Source organism: Micromonospora sp. CP22, from assembly GCF_009712475.1.
Lineage (GTDB): Bacteria > Actinomycetota > Actinomycetes > Mycobacteriales > Micromonosporaceae > Micromonospora.
Map to the genome: position 1 here is coordinate 271,863 of NZ_VCJO01000004.1, position 16,806 is coordinate 288,668.

Consider the following 16,806-nt stretch of genomic DNA (forward strand, 5'->3'; position numbering starts at 1 on the left):
TGAGGCACCACCACACTGAGCCGATGATTCGCTCGCTGACGCTCACTCATGCCAGCACTCCGCTTCGCTCCGTGCCGCCATGAGGCACCACCACACTGAGCCGATGATTCGCTCGCTGACGCTCACTCATGCTGTCACCTGCTCCTTCTGGGGCTGCGGTGCCGACGGCGTCGGTGGCGGAGTCCCGCGCCGTCGACGGCGGAACTTGGCCCGGAAGGCGGGCGCCTGGATGAGACAGACGGCGATGACGACTACCGCTTTGAACAGCAGCGCCGTCTGCGGTGAGATGTTCATGGCGTACACCGTGGTGGTCAGGGTCTGGATGATCAGCGCGCCGACGATCGTGCCGCTGAGGTAGAACCGGCCACCGGCGAGCGAGGTGCCGCCGATGACCACCGCGAGGATCGCGTCGAGTTCCACCCACAGGCCGGTGTTGTTGCCGTCGGCGCTGGAGACGTTGGCGGTCATCATGAACCCGGCGATCGCGGCGCAGGCGGCGCTGACGACGTAGACCAGGAAGACGATCCGACCCGATCGGATGCCGGCCAGCCGGCTGGCCTCCCGGTTGCCGCCCACCGACTCGACGATCATGCCGAGCGCGGTGCGGCGGGTGAACGCCGCCACCAGCAGCGCCGCGGCCAGCGCGATGAAGATCGCCAGGGGCAGGGTCAGCAGGTGCCCCAACCCGATCGCCCGGTACGGGCCGGAGTTGATGGTGATGATCTGCCCTTCGGCGATCAGCTGTGCGAGGCCGCGACCGGCCACCATCAGGATGAGCGTGGCGATGATCGGTTGGATGCCGATGACGGAGACCAGCACGCCGTTCCAGGCGCCGAGCACCAGCGCGACCCCGAGCGCCATCGCGAGCGCGGTCAGGACGGTGACCAGGTTGTTCTGGTCCGGTGCCCGGCTGATGTAGAGGCAGGCGATGGCGCCGCTGATCGCACAGAGCGAGCCGACCGACAGGTCGATGCCGCCGGTGGAGATGACCAGGGTCATGCCCAGCCCGACCAGGATCAGCGGGGCGCTCAGCCGCAGGATGTCGATCGGGGTGCCGTAGAGGTGCCCGTTGTTCACCTCGATGGCGAGGAACCCCGGACGGTAGATGGTGTTCGCCGCCAACATGGCCACGAGCACGGCGACCGGCCAGAACAGTCGGTGCCCGAGCAGGGGACGGAAGCGGTTCCCGGCGTCGCTCATCGGTTCGCCTCCTCACGTGCGGTGCCGCTGGCGATGGTCTGCATGACGAGGTCGGCGTCCACAGTGTCGTCGTTGTCGAGGTGGGCGACCAGTTCCCGGTCGCGCATCACCGCGATCTTGTGACTGAGGCGGAGGACCTCCTCCAACTCGGCGGAGATGAACAGCACCGCCATGCCACCGTCGGACAGCTGCACCACCAGCTTCTGGATCTCGGCCTTCGCGCCGATGTCGATGCCCCGGGTCGGCTCGTCGAGGATCAGCAGCCGTGGCTCGGTGATCAGCCAACGGGCCAGCAGGACCTTCTGCTGGTTGCCGCCGGAGAGGTTGCGTACCGGCATCTCCGGGTTGGCCGGGCGGATGCTCAACGCCTTGATGTACCGGTCGACCAGTTCGTCCTGGCGGCGGCGCGGAATCGGACGCAGCCAACCGCGAGCGGCCTGCATGGCCAGGATCATGTTCTCCCGGACCGACAGGTCGGCGATGATCCCCTCGGTGCGGCGGTTCTCCGAACAGAAGCCGATGCCGTGGTCGATGGCCTGCACCGGGTTACGCAGACCCGTCCGGGTGCCGTTCACCTCGATCTCGCCACGGTCGGCCCGGTCCGCGCCGAACAGCAGCCGCGCCACCTCGGTACGCCCGGAGCCGAGCAGCCCGGCCAGGCCGACCACCTCACCGGCGTGGATGGTCAGGCTGAACGGGGCGACCGCGCCCCGACGACCGAGCTTCGACACCTGGACGAACGGCGTGCCGCGTTCGATGGCCGCCAACTCGGGCCGGGGCTGCTCCTCGATGCCTTCGAGGACGTCGAGTTCCTTACCGATCATCTTCTCGACCAGCGCGAGCTGCGGCAGCTCGGCGGTCGGGTACTCCCCCACCAGCGTGCCGTTGCGCAGCACGGTGATCCGGTCCGCGATGCCGTAGACCTGGTCGAGGAAGTGGGTCACGAAGAGGATGGCGATGCCCTCGTCACGCAGCTGCCGCATGATGCGGAACAGTTGCGCGACCTCACCGGCGTCCAGGCTGGACGTCGGTTCGTCCAGGATCAGCACCCGGGCCTGCACGTCGATCGCCCGGGCGATCGCGACCATCTGCTGCACGGCCAGCGAGAAACTCGCCACCGGCGCGGTGACGTCGATGTCGAGATCCAGCCGGGCCAGCAGCTGTCGGGCCCGCCGCCGGACCTCGCCCCAGCGGACGGCACCGAACCTGCGCGGCTCCCGCCCGATGAAGATGTTCTCCGCCACGGACAGGTTCGGACAGAGGTTGACCTCCTGGTAGACCGTGCTGACCCCGGCCGCGGCGGCCTGCATCGGTCCGTTGAAGGCCACCTGCTCGCCGTCGAGGGTGACGCTGCCCTCGTCGATGCCGTAGACGCCCGTCAACACCTTGATCAGGGTCGATTTACCGGCGCCGTTCTCGCCCATCAGGGCGTGCACCTCGCTAGGGAAGAGCCGGAAGTCGACATTGTGGAGTGCGCGCACCCCGGGAAAGGACTTGCTGATCCCGGTCATCGTCAGGACCGGACGACTATCCGTCATCCCATCGATCCTCTTCTAATTTTTATGGATGCGGAAGGGCCAGTTATCCCGGCACGCCGCCCGGACCGGCCTGCGGGCCGGCCGGACGGCGTGGCGCGGGATGTCGGACCAGACGCCCAGCCCGTCCGGGAATGGGCGACGCGGTGGGGCCACCACCTCACGTGCGGCGGCCCCGCGCGTCATCAGTACTTACGGTTGGGCAGGGCCTCCTTGGCCTGCTCCTGCGTGAAGGTGGTCTCCTCGGTCTCGATCCGCGGCGGCACCTCCTCGCCGGCGTGCACCTTCTTGGCCAGGTCCATCAGCTGTGGGCCGAGCAGCGGGCTGCACTCCGCGATGAAGTTGAACTTGCCGTCGGCCAGGGCCTGCATGCCGTCCTTGACCGCGTCGATCGTGATGATGGTGATGTCCTTACCGGGCTCCTTGCCAGCCGCGGTGATCGCCTCCAGCGCGCCCAGGCCCATGTCGTCGTTGTGCGCGAAGAGCACGTCGATCTTCGGGTGAGCCTTCAGGAACTGCTCCATCACCTGCTTGCCGCCAGCCCGGGTGAAGTCGCCGGACTGGGAGGCAATGATCTTCAGCTTGGGGTCGGCGGCGATCGCCTCGGCGAAGCCCTTCTTCCGGTCGTTGGCCGGGGCCGAGCCGGTGGTGCCCTGCAACTCGACGATGTTCACGTCGCCGGTCGCGTCCTTCTTGTTCTCCACCAGCCACTCGCCGGAGAGCCGGCCTTCCTTGACGAAGTCCGAGCCGAGGAAGGTCTTGTAGAGCGACGTGTCGGCCGAGTCCACCGCGCGGTCGGTCAGGATGACCGGGATACCGGCGTCCTTGGCCTCCTTGAGGACGGTGTCCCAGCCGGACTCCACCACCGGCGAGAAGGCGATCACGTCCACCTTCTGCTGGATGTAGTTGCGGATCGCCTTGATCTGGTTTTCCTGCTTCTGCTGCGCGTCGTCGAACTTCAGCTCGATCCCGGCCTCCGCCGCCGCCTCCTTGATGGAGTTGGTGTTGGCCGTACGCCAGCCGCTCTCCGCGCCGACCTGGGAGAAGCCCAGGACGAGCTTGCCGTCGTCGCCGCCGTCGCCGCCGGTGTCGCTGTTGCCGCAGGCCGCCACGCCGCCGGCGAGCAGCACGGCAGCGACGACCGCCATGGCGCGCCGACGCGCCATGGGCATTCGCATGTTCCTCATCGGATCTCCTCGGGTGGGGGTGCGGTTGTTCTCGCCGGCTGCGGAGGTACGGAAGCGGCCAGCGCTGGTGGTGCGATCCTGTGCGTCGGTTGGTACCAACAGCCCCGGTCGGACCGGGACCGGTTCAGGACTTCGCCGAAGGCGAAGATCGTTGGCCGTAGACGTTCTGGTAGCGGTCGTAGAGGGCGTCGATGTCGGCCTGCGCCATCGGCACCGGTTGCCCGAGCGCGCGCGCCAGGTGCGCGGTTCGGGCGACGTCCTCACACATCACCGCGGCCTTGACCGCGGCACGGGCGTTGGGCCCGATGGTGAAGACGCCGTGGTTGCGCATCAGCACCGCGGGCGAACGGTGCCCGGTGAGCGTGCTGACGATCCCCTTGCCGATGTCGTCGCCACCGATCAGGGCGAACGGGCCCACCGGGATCTCCCCGCCGAACTCGTCGGCCTGCGCGGTCAGATGGCACGGGATCGACTCACCCCGCGCCGCCCAGGCGGTGGCGTACGAGCTGTGGGTGTGCACGACACCTCCCACCTCGGGCATGGCGCGGTAGACATAGGCGTGCGCCGCAGTGTCGCTCGACGGCGACAACTCCCCCTCCACCGGGTTGCCGTCGAGGTCGCAGAGCACCATGTTGTCGGCCGACAGGTCGTCGTAGTCGACGCCACTCGGCTTGATGATCATGAGGTCCTGGCCGGGAACCCGCGCGGAGACGTTGCCGGCCGTCCAGGCGACCAGGCCGTACCGGGTCAGTTCCCCGTGCAGCCGGGCCACGCTCTCGCGCAGCTCGCTGATCTGGCGGGACACGTCGACGGTCATGCGAACACCTCCTGGGGCGAGGACTCCACGGCGGCGTTACGGATCGCGCGCAGCCGCAGCATCACGTCGTTGGCACCGCGACCGAAGTGGTCGTGCAGCGCCCGGTACTCGGCGTAGAGGGCGTCGTACGCGCGAACCCGGTCCGGGTCCGGCTGGTAGACCGCCGCCGCTATCCGACCCATCGCCTGCGACGCGGCGTGGATGGACGGATGGGCACCGGCGGCCACGGCGGCGTGGATCGCCGAGCCGAGCGCCGGGCCCTGTGCGGAGCCGATGATCCCCAACGGTCGGTTGGTGACGTCGGCGTAGATCTGCATCAGCAGCTTGTTCGAGGTGAGACCACCGGCGATCACCAGGTCGTCGACCGGCACCCCGGCCTCGACGAACGCCTCGATGATCATCCTGGTGCCGTACGCCGTCGCCTCCAGCAGCGCCCGGTAGATGTCCTCCGGCCGGGTGGCCAGGGTCATCCCGACGATCAGCCCGCTGAGGTCGTGGTTGACCAGCAGCGACCGGTTGCCGTTCCACCAGTCGAGGGCGATCAGGCCGTGCGCGCCGACGGGCTGGGCGGCGGCCAACTCGGTGAGTCGCTCGTGCGAGTCGACCCCGGCGGGGGCGGCGTGCTTGACGAACCAGCCGAAGATGTCGCCGACGCCGCTCTGCCCGGCCTCGTAGCCCCAGGCTCCGGAGCTGATGCCACCGTCGACCACACCGCACATCCCGGCCACCTCGGCGGGCTGGGTGCCGTTGACCACGTGGCAGGTCGACGTCCCCATGATCGCCACCAGCCGGCCCGGGTCGAGCGCCTGGGCGGCGGCGGCGGTGACGTGCGCGTCGACGTTGCCGACCGCGACGGCGATCCCCTCCGGCAGCCCGGTCCAGGCCGCGGCACGGGCGGTCAGTCCACCCGCACGAGCGGCGAGGGGCATCAGCGGGCCGTCCAGCTTGGACACGAAGTCGCCGAAGTCGGGGTTGAGCGCGGTGAGGTAGTCCGTCGAGGGGTAGCGGCCGTCCTGGTGGATGCCCTTGTAGCCGGCGGTGCAGACGTTGCGGGTCTCGACGCCGCACAACTGCCAGACGATCCAGTCCGCGGCCTCGATGAACCGCTCGGCCCGCTGGTAGATCTCGGGATCTTCCTCCAGGATCTGCAGGCCCTTGGCGAACTGCCACTCGGCCGAGATCTTGCCGCCGTAGCGACCGATCCAGGGCTCCGCCCGCTCGTGGGCCAGCGCGTTGATCCGGTCGGCGTGCGGCTGGGCGGCGTGGTGCTTCCAGAGCTTCACCCAGGCGTGCGGACGCTGACGCAGTTCCGGCACCTCGCACAGCGGCGTACCGTCGGCCAGCGTCGGCAGCACGGTGCAGGCGGTGAAGTCGATGCCGATGCCGACGACGTCGTTCGGGTCGACCCCGGCGGCGGCCACCGCGGCCGGCACCGCCTGGCGCAGCACCTCGCGGTAGTCCTCCGGATCCTGCAACGCCCAGTCCGGCGGCAGCGGCGTGCCTCCGTCCGGCAGCGCTGAGCTGATCACCGCGTTGCGGTACTCGTGCACCGCGGTTCCCAGCTCGGCACCATCACGGACGCGGACCACCAGAGCCCGCCCCGAAAGGGTGCCGTAGTCGACGCCGACGACGTACTTGTCGCCTGCTGCCACACCGCTCATCTTCACCTCCGGCCGATGACGGACCTCAGTGTTAACGCTCACATCCGATGTCGTCAAGACACCCCCCGGCAACAGCTCCGTAACGGACTGCATGGTCGCAGGCCCACCCGCCGGTCGGCTACCCCGCGCTACCGCGTCGCCTCGCCTCCGGCACCTCTTCGCCCTGCTCAGGCCGGCTGCCCCGGTGGAGAAACCGGCAGCGCGAACCTTGGCCACGGTCAGCGGCTCGCGCCCGCTCGACGCTTGTTGTAGACGTCGAAGGCCACGGCGACCAGCAGCACGAGCCCCTTGACGACCGACTGCAACGACTGGTCCACACCCATCAGCTGCATGCCGTTGCTCATCACGGCCATGATGAGTCCACCCACCATCGCCCCGACGACGGTCCCGACGCCGCCGGTGACCGCCGCACCGCCGATGAACGCCGCCGCGATCGCGTCGAGTTCGAACATGTTGCCCGCCGCGGGCTGCGCTCCGTTGGAGCGGGAGGAGAAGATGATGCCGGCCACCGCGGACAGGAAGCCCATGTTGACGAAGATCCAGAAGTTGACGGTGCGGACCTTCACCCCGGACAGCATCGCCGCGGAGAGGTTGCCACCGATCGCGTAGACCTGTCGACCGAAGACCGTGCGCCGGGTGAGCAGCCCGTAGACGAGCACCAGGGCGGCCAGGATGATCAGCACGATCGGCAGGCCCCGCGCGTGGGCCAGTTGCCAGGCGAACCACATCACCACGGCGCCGACCAGCGCCATCCGGGCGACGAACAGCGCGAACGACTCGACGGGCTGCTGGTAGCGGACCCGGGCCGACCGGGTGCGGAAGCAACTCACCACGTAGCCGGCCACCGCGATGCCGCCGATGAGCAGGGTGAAGGCGTCATAGCCGTCACCACCGATCAGGCCGTTGAGGAACCCGGCGGCGATCCGGTTGTACTCGGCCGGGAACGGCGACAGCGAGATGTTGTCCAGCACCCGCAGGGTGAGGCCACGGAACAGCAGCATGCCCGCGAGGGTCACGATGAAGGCCGGGATGCCGACGTACGCCACCCAGAAGCCGTGCCAGGCACCGACCGCGAGTCCCACCACCAGGGCGGCCAGCACGCCGACCCACCACGGTTGCCCCTGCCGGATGACGACCACGGCGGAGACCGCGCCGGTCAGCGCCACCACCGAGCCCACCGACAGGTCGATGTGCCCGCCGATGATCACGATGACCATGCCGATGGCGAGGACCAGGATGTAGGAGTACTGCAGGACGATGTTGGTGATGTTGCCCGGGCTCAGCGAGAGACCGTCGGTCAGGAACGCGAACAGGGCGACGATGACGACGAGGGCGACGAAGATGCCGCTCTGCCGCAGGTTGTTCATGATCAGCGTACGTGGGTCGCTGGTGCCGGCGTGCAGTGCCGCGGCGGGAGCGCTCTCGGTCGGCCTCTTACCCACCGAGGAGGGCCTGGTGCTGGTCATCCGACGCTTTCCTTGTCCTTCGCCATGAGTTCCATGAGCTTCTCCTGGGTCGCTTCAGCGACCGGCACCTCGCCGGTGATGCGACCCGCCGACAACGTGTAGATGCGGTCACACATGCCGAGCAGCTCCGGCAGTTCGGAGGAGATGATGATGACGGCCTTGCCGTCGGCCACCAGCCGGTTGATGATCGTGTAGATCTCGAACTTCGCCCCGACGTCGATGCCCCGGGTCGGCTCGTCCAGGATCAGCACGTCGGGATCGGTGAACAGCCACTTCGACAGGACGACCTTCTGCTGGTTGCCACCGGAGAGCTTGCCCACCACCGACATCACGCTCGGCGCCTTGATGTTCATGTCGCGCCGACTGGTCTCGGCGACCTTGATCTCCTCGTTGTCGTGCACCCAGCCCAACCGGGCGAGTCGACGCAGTCCGGCCGCCGAGACGTTGCGCCGGATGTCCTCGATGAGGTTCAGCCCGAAGCGTTTGCGGTCCTCCGTCGCGTACGCGATGCCGTTGCGGATGGCCTCCGCGACGGTGCGCGCCCGGACCTCGCGGCCGTGCACGAACAACCGGCCGGTGATGTCCCGACCGTACGAGCGCCCGAAGACGCTCATCGCCAGTTCGGTACGTCCGGCGCCCATCAGCCCGGCGATACCGACCACCTCACCGGCGCGCACGTTCAGGCTCGCGCCGTCGACGACCAGGCGGTCCTGGGTCGGGTGCCGCACCGACCAGTTCTCGATCCGCAGCACCTCCTCGCCCGGCGTGGAGACCCGGTCGGGGTAGAAGCTGTTCAGGTCGCGGCCGACCATGCCCCGGATGATCCGTTCCTGGGTCACCTCGCCGGCGGCCACGTCGAGCCGTTCCACCGTCCGCCCGTCGCGCAGCACCGTGGTGGAGTCGGCGATCGCGGTGATCTCGTTGAGCTTGTGCGAGATCATGATGCAGGTGATGCCCTCGTCGCGCAGGCGGCGCATCAGGTCGAGCAGGTGGGCCGAGTCGACGTCGTTGAGCGCCGCGGTCGGCTCGTCGAGGATGAGCAGCCGGACCTTCTTGGAGATGGCCTTGGCGATCTCCACCAGTTGCTGCTTGCCGACGCCGAGCTGCACCACCGGGGTCACCGGGTTCTCGGCCAACCCCACCGAGGCGAGCAGCTTCGCCGCCTCGGCGTTGGTGCGGTTCCAGTCGATCAGCCCGCCGGGCCCGCGTTGCTCGTTGCCGAGGAAGATGTTCTCGGCGATCGACAGGTACGGCACCAGGGCGAGTTCCTGGTGGATGATGACGATGCCCTGGCTCTCGCTGTCCCGGATGCCCCGGAAGTGCACCGGTTCGCCGTCGAGCAGGATCTCGCCGTCGTAGCTGCCGGACGGGTAGACCCCTGACAGCACCTTCATCAGGGTGGACTTGCCGGCGCCGTTCTCCCCGCAGATGGCGTGGATCTCCCCACGGCGTACGGCGAGGTTGACGTCCTGGAGCGCCGCCACGCCCGGGAAGGTCTTGGTGATGCTACGCATCTCGAGGATGTTGTCGTTGGTAGGCACCATCCTGAGCCTCCGGATCGTCGGGTGGGGGCGGGGGTGGTGCCGGGCTCGGCGGCGATGCGCCACCGAGCCCGGCAGCGCCGTCAGCCGGCCTGGCCGGCGGCGACCTCCTCGGCGGTGAAGTAGCCCGAGTCGATCAGGACCGGCTTGATGTCGTCCTTGTACACCGTCTGGACCGGCAACAGGTACGACGGGACGACCTTGACGCCGTTGTTGTACGTCTCGGTGTCGTTGGCCTGCGGCGTGGTGTCCTTCAGGAACGCCTCGGCGGCGATGACGGCCTGCTCGGCCAGCAGCCGGGTGTCCTTGAAGATGGTGGAGTTCTGCACCCCGTCGTCGATCAGCTTGACCGAGGCGATCTCGGCGTCCTGACCGGTCACCACCGGGAAGTCGGCACCCTTGTAGCCGGCGTTCTGCAGGGCGGTGATGATGCCCCGCGACAGCCCGTCGTACGGCGACAGCACGCCGTCGACCTTGGTGCCGTTGTTGTAGCTGGCGGTCAGCAGGTCCTCCATCCGCTTCTGCGCGGCCTCCTGCTGCCACCGCAGGATCGCCACCTGCTCGATCTTGGTCTGCCCGGAGGTCACCTTCAGGGTGCCGTTGTCGATGAACGGCTTGAGGGTGTCCATCGCGCCGTCGAAAAAGAAGTGCGCGTTGTTGTCGTCGAGCGATCCGGCGAACAGCTCGATGTTGAACGGCCCGGTCGCCTCGCCCTTCCCACCGTCCTTGGTCTGCACCCCGAGGCCGACCAGCAACGCGGTCGCCTGGGCGACGCCGACCTTGTAGTTGTCGAAGCTGACGTAGAAGTCGACGTTCGGGCTGTCCCGGATGAGCCGGTCGTAGGCGATGACCGGGATCTTCGCGTCGGCCGCCGCCTGCAACTGGCCGCTGAGCGCCGTGCCGTCGATCGCCGCGATGATGAGCACGTCGGCACCCCGGGTGATCATCTGGTCGACCTGCTGGGACTGGGTGGGGATGTCGTCACCGGCGTACTGGAGGTCGACCTTGTAGCCCTTGGATTCGAGCTTCTCCTTGACCGAGTTGCCGTCCGCGATCCACCGCTCGGAGGTCTGCGTCGGCATCGAGACGCCGATGGTCAGCTCAGCGGGCTTGTCGCCGTCGTTTCCGCCGCCGCCGGCACCCTCACCACTGCAGGCCGCCATGCTCAGCGCCAGGGCGGCGCTACCGAGAACGGCCAGGACTTTTCTGTTCACTGGCTTCCCCAATCTGGAACTCGCGCCGTCGTAGCGGCTGCGCGGGTCGCACTTGGGGCCCAAGTGTTAGCGCTCACATTGCGGAGGTCAACACCTGTTTCGAAATACCGCGGTCACGGTCTCGTAACGAACGTCGCGCTCCACCCGGCGACTACGTCGTCGCAGGTCAGGTCGGTGATGACCCGGCCTCGCCGCGGAGTCGCGCCGCCCGACCGCGCGACGCTCATCGACAGAGAAGAATACGGCAAGCCAGGGCCCGCGAACACCCCCGACGGCGACCTCCGTGCACAGTTCAGCCCACCCCGCGACCCGCCCTACCCGAGTCGTCGCCGTCGACGCTCGATGTTCGCGCCGTGACCGGTCCTGGGGTCTTGACATCCCCAAGGGCGGACGCCGATGCTCTGCTAAATCAGTTTAGCGCCCGCTGTTCTCGACGCCCGGCAATGCCGCTCGCGCGAGCCGGACCCAGGCGGACGCGTCCAATGAGGAGGGCCGATGAGACTGCGCAGGACGCTCGTCTCCGTCGCTGCGGTGCTGCTGCTCGCCACGTCCGGCACCGCCGCCTACTCCGCCACCCGGGAGCACGGCGGCGACACCGGTGGCATCCGCAGCATCACCCCCATCACCACGGTCTACAGCTACGGCCAGAAGGTCTCGGCGGTCGCCGTGGAGTACGACGCGACGGTCAACCCCCGCAAGCTCGACAACTCGACCTTCACGGTCTCCGACACCAGCTACAACTTCCGTTTCAACCCCATCGAGGACCTGCCCAAGCTGACCGAGCGGACGATCACCCACACGTACACCAACAGCACCGCCACCGTCCGTGCCGACCGTCAGTCCGTACCCGGCCGGTACGTCATCGTCGAGCTGGACCCCGACCAGAACGCCGGCTGGACCGTCATCGTCTCCAAGTGCCCGACCTTCATGTGCACGGTCAAGGTGAACCCGGACCTGCCGACCCGGGTGACCCAGCGCAAGGACGTGCACGCCCAGCCGGGTAACGGCAAGGGCAACGGACCGGTGCTGGCCAAGGGCGCGCCGCACACCTCGCACGGAGTAACCGAGGCGCCGGTGAACCTGCTGGTCGACGAGTTCCGCTACGACTCGTACCTCAGCGGCGGCATGGTGCTGCCGTACCACTACCACCTGCCGAAGAACTACCGGACCGACCGGACGTACCCGCTGATGGTCGTGCTGCCCGGACACGGCATGGGCTGGGACGGCGACAACACGGGTGTGCAGATCGCCGCCGACATCCCGGCGACGGCCTGGCTCCAGCCGGGTGTCACCGGCAGCCAGGAGGAGGTCATCGTGCTCGCCCCGCAGAACCAGCGGGTGGGCGACGTGGCCGAGGCGGACCTGCTGGTCAAGCTGGTCGAGCAGTTCAGCAAGGACCACGCGGTGGACACCGAACGGGTCTACGCCACCACCGTGTCGTACGGCTCACGGCTGCTGTGGGAGGCCTTCGCCAAGCGCCCCGACCTGTTCACCGCCGGCCTGGTGACCGGTGGATTCCAGGTCAGCGCCGGTCAGGCGGCGGCCATCGCCGCCGCCGAGATCCCGCTGTGGATCACCCACGGCGTCAGCGACCACCTGCTCAACATCTCGCTGGCCCGCAACTCGCGGGAGGCGCTGCGGTCGGCGTACGAGGCGCGGGGCGTGCCGGCGCAGCGCGTCGCCGAACTGCTGCGCTACACCGAGTACGGCGACGAGGCGTTCTCGCTGCCCGACTACCACGCGGCCTACGGCCCGACCTACGACGACCAGAGCATCCTGCGCTGGCTGCTGGCCCAGCGCTGACGACCGGCACCTGTCGAGCGGAAGGAGACCGGGCTCGCCGGCCACGACGGGCGTACGTCGTGGCCGGCGAGCCCATTCGGATCCGTCGACGGTGGTCCGGGCTCAGCCGCCGATCGCGATCGCGAAGATGTGCATGGTCGGTACGTAGGCCGCGGGGCCCGCACTGATGTTGGGCAGTTCCACCCGGGTCACCGGCTTGTTCTGCAGGCTCACCCCGACGTAGTAGATGCAGGCGGTGGTGTTCTGCCGCTGGTTGCCCGGGCGGTTCTGGTACGCCATCACGATGGCCGCCGTGCCACCGGAGTGCGGTCCGCCGTACCAGTCGGGGGTGCTGAGCGTGAACGTCTGCCGGGTGCCGTCGGCGTACACCACGGCACCGGTGCCCGACACGGCCCCGTACGTGCCGGTCGCGAGGAAGCCGAGCGTACGGCCCGTGCCGGTCAGACCGATCGACTGGCCCGAGGCGATGGCGTTGTCGGCACCGCCCGGTGCGACGTTGGGCCAGCGGAAGGTGACGCCGTTGCGGCTCACCGTGCTGCCCGGGGTGACCCCGGCCTGGGCCAGGGCCTGCGCGGAGAGGGTGGCCCCGTTGCCGTCGAAGTTCCCGGCACCGGTGTTGTTGTCGTTGGTGGTGCTGACGTTGGTGAAGCTCTGCTCCAGCGGCGGCGCGGTGGGCCCGGCACCGGAGCCGGTGGCCCGGTAGGTGCGCCCGGCTGCGACGGTGACCTCGATCAGGTCGCTCTCGATCCTCGTGGTCCGGGGCGTGCTGCCGTCGGCGGCGTCGACCACGGTGTGGTCGCCGGTGAACATGCGGCCCCGCAACCGGACCGTGCCGGCCCGGTCCGGCCGGACGAGGATCTCGGTGGCCTGACCGTTGCGCCAGGTGATGCCGACGGTGTGACCACCCCGGCCGCGCAATCCGCTGACCTGCCCGTTCGGCCAGGCCGCCGGCAGGGCCGGCAGGATGTGCAGCTCGCCGACGTGGCTGTGCAACAGCATCTCCGCGATGCCGGCGGTGGCGCCGAAGTTGCCGTCGATCTGGAACGGCGGGTGCAGGTCGAACATGTTCGGCGCCAGCCGGGCCGGGGTGGCGAGGTAGCGGATCAGGTCGTGGGCCCGGTTGCCCTCCTCCATCCGCGCCCAGAAATTGATCTTCCAGGCGAGTGACCAGCCGGTGCCGTCGTCGCCCCGGATCTGGAGGGTGCGCCGGGCCGCCTCGAACAGCGCCGGGGTGCCCCGGCGGGTGATCTGGTTACTGGGCGCCAACCCGTACAGGTGTGAGACGTGGCGGTGGTTGCGCTCGGTCTCGACCCAGTCGTAGAGCCACTCCATGATGTTGCCGCGCGACCCGATGCGGTTCGGCGCGAGCCGGTCCCGGGTGGCCCGCACCTGGGCCCGGAAGGTGGCGTCGGTGTTGAGGACCTCGCTCGCTCGGGCGCATCCGTCGAACAGGTCGCGCAGGATCTGGTTATCCATCGTCGGCCCGGCGCACACGCTGGCGTCGGCGTGGTGGCCGATCTCCGGCGAGTTAGACGGGTTGGTCACCAGATAGCCGAGGTTCGGCTCGGTCACCAGGGTGTCGAGGAAGAACTGCGCCGCGCCCTTCATCGCCGGGTAGTTCTCCCGGAGGAACTCGATGTCTCCGGTGAACAGGTAGTGGTCCCAGATCAGGGTGGCCAGCCAGGCCCCGCCGGTCTGCCACATGCCCCAGAACGCGCCGTCGACCACGGAGGTGGCCCGCCAGGCGTCGGTGTTGTGGTGGGTGACCCAGCCACCGGCACCGTACTGGACCTGCGCGGTGCGGGCTCCGGCCACCGCGAGTTCCCGGATCATGTCGAAGACCGGCGCGTGGCACTCGGACAGGTTGGTGGTGTTGGCCGGCCAGTAGTTCATCGGCAGGTTGGCGTTGATGGTGTACTTCGAGTCCCAGGCCGGGGTCAGCGAGTCGTTCCAGATGCCCTGGAGGTTGGCCGGCTGGGTGCCCGGTCGGGAGGACGAGATCAGCAGGTACCTACCGAACTGGAACAGCAGCGCGGAGAACTGCGGATCGTTGACGCTGTTGTGCTGGGCGATCCGCACGTCGGTCGGCTGGTCGGCGGCGGAGGTACGCCCCAGGTCGAGGCTGACCCGCCCGAACAGCGCCTGGTAGTCGGCGACGTGCCGACTGCGCAGCTGGTCGTAGTTGCTGGCCCGCGCCGCGGTGAGATGCCCACGCGCGATGCCCTGGTAGTCGCCGCTGACGTTGCGGTAGTTGACGTAACTGGAGCCGATCGACACGAGCAGGGTCACGCTGGTGGCACCGGTCACCCGCAGCGTGCCACCGGAGCTGCTCACGCTGCCGCCGCTGACGGTGGCGTGGGCCAGCGCGAGGAAACGCACCGCGCCGTTGACGCCCTCCTGGTTGCCGGAGATGCCGTCGAGGGCGATGGTGGAGCCGTCCGGGCTGGAGACCGAGGTCCGCTGCGGGCTGTCGAAGGTCGCGGTGAAGGTGATCGAGCCGCTCCGGTCGGCGGTCAGCCGCATGGCGATGACCTGGTCCGGCGCGCTGGCGAAGGTCTCCCGCTGGTACCGCACGCCGTTCATCACGTACGACACGGTGGTGGTCGCGGTGGTGAGGTCCAGCTGCCGGTCGTACTGCGACGCGCCGCCGGAGGTCGGGAAGGCCAGCCGGAGGTTGCCGACGGTCTGGTACGCCAACTGCCCGACCGGGTTGCCGAGCATGTTCTGGTTGATCAGGTTCTGGGCCTGGGTCCACTGGTTGGCGAACACGAGCCGCCGGATCTCGGCCAGTGCGCCCAGCCCACGGGGATTGCTCGGTTCGTGCGGCCCACCGGCCCAGACGGTGTCCTCGTTGAGCTGTAGCCGCTCGGTGTCGACATTGCCGAAGACCATGGCGCCGAGCCGGCCGTTGCCGATCGGCAGTGCCCGCAGCCAGTCGGTGCCGGCGGGTTCGTCGTACCAGAGCGCCAGGTCACCGGCGGCGAGCACCTGGGGCGGCGCCGACGAGTTCGCTCGGGCGACGGCGGTCCACGGCACCGGCAGCAGGGCTCCGCCCGCGCCCGCCGCTCCGATCTTGAGGGCCTGCCGTCGAGTCAGGTCTGACATCGATCCTCCAACCGTGACCGATCCGGCCATCCGAAGCCCCACGGATCGCCGGCAGGCCCAGAACGGTCAAACATCTGAGGTGTTTCGCGAATGTTACCGCCGCCGACCCCGATAGGCAATGATCGATCTATGCGAATAGCAGGCGACGCGCAGACCCGCCGTCGAGCCAGATAAGTGCGCTCCAGCAGGCATTTCAGCATCTCGGGCAGGATGCCGCCACACCCATCAACCGACCCTGTCGGGCCCGATCGCACACCGGGCTAGGTGCGATCCGTCGACCATATTCGTCAGATGTATCCCGGCGCGGGGCGCGGCCAGACCACTGTGGCGGCAGGCCGTCGCCGACCGGCGACCCGGTGCTGCGCCCCGGGTCGGATCACCAATGCGTCACGTCGCAGGTCTCCCCCTCCAGGGCAGTGAGTCGCTTTCGGCCCCGGCCGCGCTTGCGTCGCCGGGAAACGTCCGATGTCTCTATAGTGGTGAGGATCGCCGGGGCGGCCACGGATTCCGGGTCCAGGCCGGGGGCGTACGGCTGACCGGTCCGGAGGGGGCGTGGATGGCACTGACCGACGACGCGATCGCGAAGATCCGGAGCATGATCCAGAGCGGTGAGCTGCCCCCCGGGACGCGACTGCCACCGGAGCCGGTGCTGGCCGCCCAGATGGGACTGTCGCGCAGCGGCGTCCGAGAGGCGGTCAAGGTGCTCGAATCGGCCCGCGTGCTCGACGTACGGCGCGGCGACGGCACCTACGTCACCAGCCTCGCCCCCCGCCTGCTGTTGCAGGGGCTCGGCGTCGCGGTGGAACTGCTGCGCGACGACACCCTCCTGGAGGTCATGGAGGTACGCCGGATGCTGGAGCCGATGGCGACCGGCCTGGCGGCGTTGCGGATGACCGATGCCGACCTCGACGAGCTGGGCCAGATCCTGGCGGACATGCGGGCGGCGGCCGATGACGCCGAGCAGCTCATCCGGTACGACACCGCCTTCCACCACACCGTCGTCGCCACCACCGGCAACGAGACCCTCACCTCGCTGCTCGACGGGCTCTCCGGTCGTACGCTGCGCGCCCGGGTGTGGCGCGGGTTGATAGAGGGCAACGCGGCGCACCAGACCATCGAGGAACACCACACCATCTACCTCGCCCTGCGCGCCCGGGATCAGTTGTTGGCCCAGGCCAGCGCCCTGCTGCACGTCAACACCTCGGAGGCCTGGCTGCGTACGGTGCTGGCCGCCGGCTCGGCCGACGAGTAGCCACCCACCGCTAACCCGGATGGTC

11 protein-coding genes are annotated in these 16,806 nt (G+C 68.8%); 2 read left to right on the forward strand and 9 right to left on the reverse strand.

Annotated features, from left to right (window positions below):
- Nucleotides 1-126: 126 nt before the first annotated feature.
- The 8 genes from FF096_RS09805 to chvE form a co-directional block, all read right to left on the reverse strand.
- The gene (locus FF096_RS09805; protein WP_155216538.1) at nucleotides 127-1,200 is read right to left on the reverse strand and encodes an ABC transporter permease; all 1,074 of its coding nucleotides are present in this window, start codon (nucleotides 1,198-1,200) and stop codon (nucleotides 127-129) included.
- Nucleotides 1,197-2,738, reverse strand: coding sequence for a sugar ABC transporter ATP-binding protein (locus FF096_RS09810; protein ID WP_155216540.1), 1,542 nt, complete (start codon nucleotides 2,736-2,738; stop codon nucleotides 1,197-1,199). The genes FF096_RS09805 and FF096_RS09810 overlap by 4 nt, the downstream gene beginning before the upstream one ends.
- Before the next feature lie 182 nt (nucleotides 2,739-2,920).
- Complete coding sequence (locus FF096_RS09815) at nucleotides 2,921-3,922, reverse strand: ABC transporter substrate-binding protein (RefSeq protein ID WP_375335319.1); 1,002 nt, start codon at nucleotides 3,920-3,922, stop codon at nucleotides 2,921-2,923.
- Nucleotides 3,923-4,046: 124 nt separating this feature from the next.
- Nucleotides 4,047-4,739 carry an L-ribulose-5-phosphate 4-epimerase gene (locus FF096_RS09820; protein ID WP_155216542.1) on the reverse strand — a complete coding sequence of 231 codons (693 nt, stop codon included), beginning with the start codon at nucleotides 4,737-4,739 and terminating at the stop codon, nucleotides 4,047-4,049.
- The gene (gene araB / locus FF096_RS09825; protein WP_155216544.1) at nucleotides 4,736-6,400 is read right to left on the reverse strand and encodes a ribulokinase; all 1,665 of its coding nucleotides are present in this window, start codon (nucleotides 6,398-6,400) and stop codon (nucleotides 4,736-4,738) included. The genes FF096_RS09820 and araB overlap by 4 nt, the downstream gene beginning before the upstream one ends.
- Nucleotides 6,401-6,618: 218 nt before the next feature.
- A complete protein-coding gene (gene mmsB / locus FF096_RS09830) occupies nucleotides 6,619-7,866 on the reverse strand; it encodes a multiple monosaccharide ABC transporter permease (RefSeq protein WP_155216546.1) in 1,248 nt (415 codons plus the stop codon).
- The gene (gene mmsA / locus FF096_RS09835) at nucleotides 7,863-9,380 is read right to left on the reverse strand and encodes a multiple monosaccharide ABC transporter ATP-binding protein (protein ID WP_305070130.1); all 1,518 of its coding nucleotides are present in this window, start codon (nucleotides 9,378-9,380) and stop codon (nucleotides 7,863-7,865) included. The genes mmsB and mmsA overlap by 4 nt, the downstream gene beginning before the upstream one ends.
- A gap of 110 nt (nucleotides 9,381-9,490) precedes the next feature.
- On the reverse strand, nucleotides 9,491-10,621 hold the full coding sequence (chvE, locus tag FF096_RS09840; protein WP_309223002.1) for a multiple monosaccharide ABC transporter substrate-binding protein: 1,131 nt from the start codon (nucleotides 10,619-10,621) through the stop codon (nucleotides 9,491-9,493).
- A gap of 495 nt (nucleotides 10,622-11,116) precedes the next feature.
- On the opposite strand from chvE, the gene FF096_RS09845 reads away from it, so the two are divergent.
- The gene (locus FF096_RS09845) at nucleotides 11,117-12,424 is read left to right on the forward strand and encodes a hypothetical protein (protein ID WP_155216550.1); all 1,308 of its coding nucleotides are present in this window, start codon (nucleotides 11,117-11,119) and stop codon (nucleotides 12,422-12,424) included.
- Between the two features lie 102 nt (nucleotides 12,425-12,526).
- Here the strand turns inward: FF096_RS09845 and FF096_RS09850 are convergent, their stop codons facing one another.
- Nucleotides 12,527-15,529 carry a glycoside hydrolase N-terminal domain-containing protein gene (locus FF096_RS09850; RefSeq protein WP_155216552.1) on the reverse strand — a complete coding sequence of 1,001 codons (3,003 nt, stop codon included), beginning with the start codon at nucleotides 15,527-15,529 and terminating at the stop codon, nucleotides 12,527-12,529.
- Nucleotides 15,530-16,085: 556 nt separating this feature from the next.
- Here FF096_RS09850 and FF096_RS09855 point away from each other — a divergent pair.
- Complete coding sequence (locus FF096_RS09855) at nucleotides 16,086-16,781, forward strand: FadR/GntR family transcriptional regulator (RefSeq protein WP_155216554.1); 696 nt, start codon at nucleotides 16,086-16,088, stop codon at nucleotides 16,779-16,781.
- Nucleotides 16,782-16,806 lie beyond the last annotated feature (25 nt).